General features: G+C 67.6%; 2 protein-coding genes. Both read left to right on the forward strand.

Translation table 11 applies throughout. From position 1 onward, the window contains the following. Positions 1 to 576 (forward strand): magnesium transporter (locus ACXJKJ_RS30310; RefSeq protein ID WP_457395101.1); only part of this gene is annotated, 576 nt, incomplete at its 5' end. 13 nt (positions 577 to 589) lie between these two features. Further along, a partial coding sequence (locus ACXJKJ_RS30315) for a hypothetical protein (RefSeq protein WP_457395104.1) occupies positions 590 to 853 on the forward strand: 264 nt, incomplete at its 3' end.

The raw sequence follows: 853 nt of genomic DNA on the forward strand, positions 1-853 counted from the left end.
CACCAGGCGCTGGGCGCCGCCGGCCTGGACGAAGAAGAAGATCTGTTCTCGCCGATCAAGCGCGCCGTACGCGGCCGCGTGGTCTGGCTGGGCATCAACCTGTGCACCGCGTTCTTGGCCGCCAGCGTGATCGGCCAGTTCGAGCTGACCCTGCAGAAGGTGGTCGCCCTGGCSGTGCTGATGCCGATCGTGGCCGGCGTCGGCGGCAACGCAGCGGTGCAGGTGCTGACCCTGATGGTGCGCGGCATCGCGCTGGGCCAGGTCGGCCCGAGCAATGCACGCATCCTGCTGTGGAAGGAATCGCGCGTGGCGCTGATCAACGGCACGTTGATCGGCACGGTGGTGGGCATCATCGCTTATGTGTGGTTCCACAGTTTCCTGCTGTCGCTGGTGATCGCCATGGCGCTGGTCATCAACTTCTGCGCGGCCGCCCTGGCCGGCGTGCTGCTGCCGCTGATGCTCAAGCGCATGAACGTCGACCCGGCCGTGGCCGGTACCGTGGTGGTCACCGCGGTCACCGACGTCATGGGCTTCTTCAGCTTCCTCGGCCTGGCCACCCTGATCCTGCTGCATTGATTCCGGACCCCGCATGGCCCTGACCCTGGACAACTATTTCCAACCCGGCTGGCGCGATGCGCGCTACACCTGCCCTGCCTGCGAGTGGCAGGGCAGCGCGCGCCAGATGCCCATGGAACTGCACGAAGACGAGGCGCAGTTCGACTGCCCGCACTGCGAGAATCCGATCCTGCTGGTGGTCCACCCCAGCCTGGCACAGGTGCAGGCCGCCGCCGCCGACGGGCATCCCGAGGCGATCGAGCAGCTGGAGATCCTGGCCTCGGTGCCGCGCCCGGAC

The organism is Roseateles sp. P5_E1 (assembly GCF_054049335.1).